Source organism: Pseudomonas sp. UBA6315, assembly GCF_002438125.1.
In the GTDB taxonomy this organism is placed as follows: domain Bacteria; phylum Pseudomonadota; class Gammaproteobacteria; order Pseudomonadales; family Pseudomonadaceae; genus Aquipseudomonas; species Aquipseudomonas faucium.
Genome location: NZ_DJTF01000091.1, coordinates 1 through 325, shown reverse-complemented (window position 1 = coordinate 325; position 325 = coordinate 1). Strand labels below are relative to the sequence as shown.

Genomic DNA, 325 nt, shown 5'->3' with positions numbered 1-325 from the left:
TGACGGTGGCGTCGCCTTCTTTTGCCGGGTTGGCCGTGACCGCCACGGTGGTGGTGTCGATGGTGTCCTTGATTTCAGCGGTCGCGGTGGCGCCGGTGAGGCTCACGTTCTCGAAGTTGCCGCCGTTCACGGCAGTGACCTTGGCAGTGACGCTGCTGGCGTCCAGGTACACGTCTTCGCCATTGGTATTGGCAATGACCAGGGTGCCTTTGCCGGTCGCATCGATGTTCACGGTGCGGCTGACGCCGCCGACATCGACGGTGAGCGTGGTGGTGCTGCCGGTTTGCGGCGGGTTGCTCAGCTGGAAGTGGAAGGTGATGTTGGC

Annotated in this window: 1 protein-coding gene; it reads right to left on the bottom strand. The window is 63.4% G+C overall.

Annotation, left to right across the window (positions count from 1 at the left end; all coding sequences use genetic code 11):
• A partial coding sequence (locus tag B3E94_RS11905; protein ID WP_286913651.1) for an immunoglobulin-like domain-containing protein occupies positions 1-325 on the bottom strand: 325 nt, incomplete at both ends.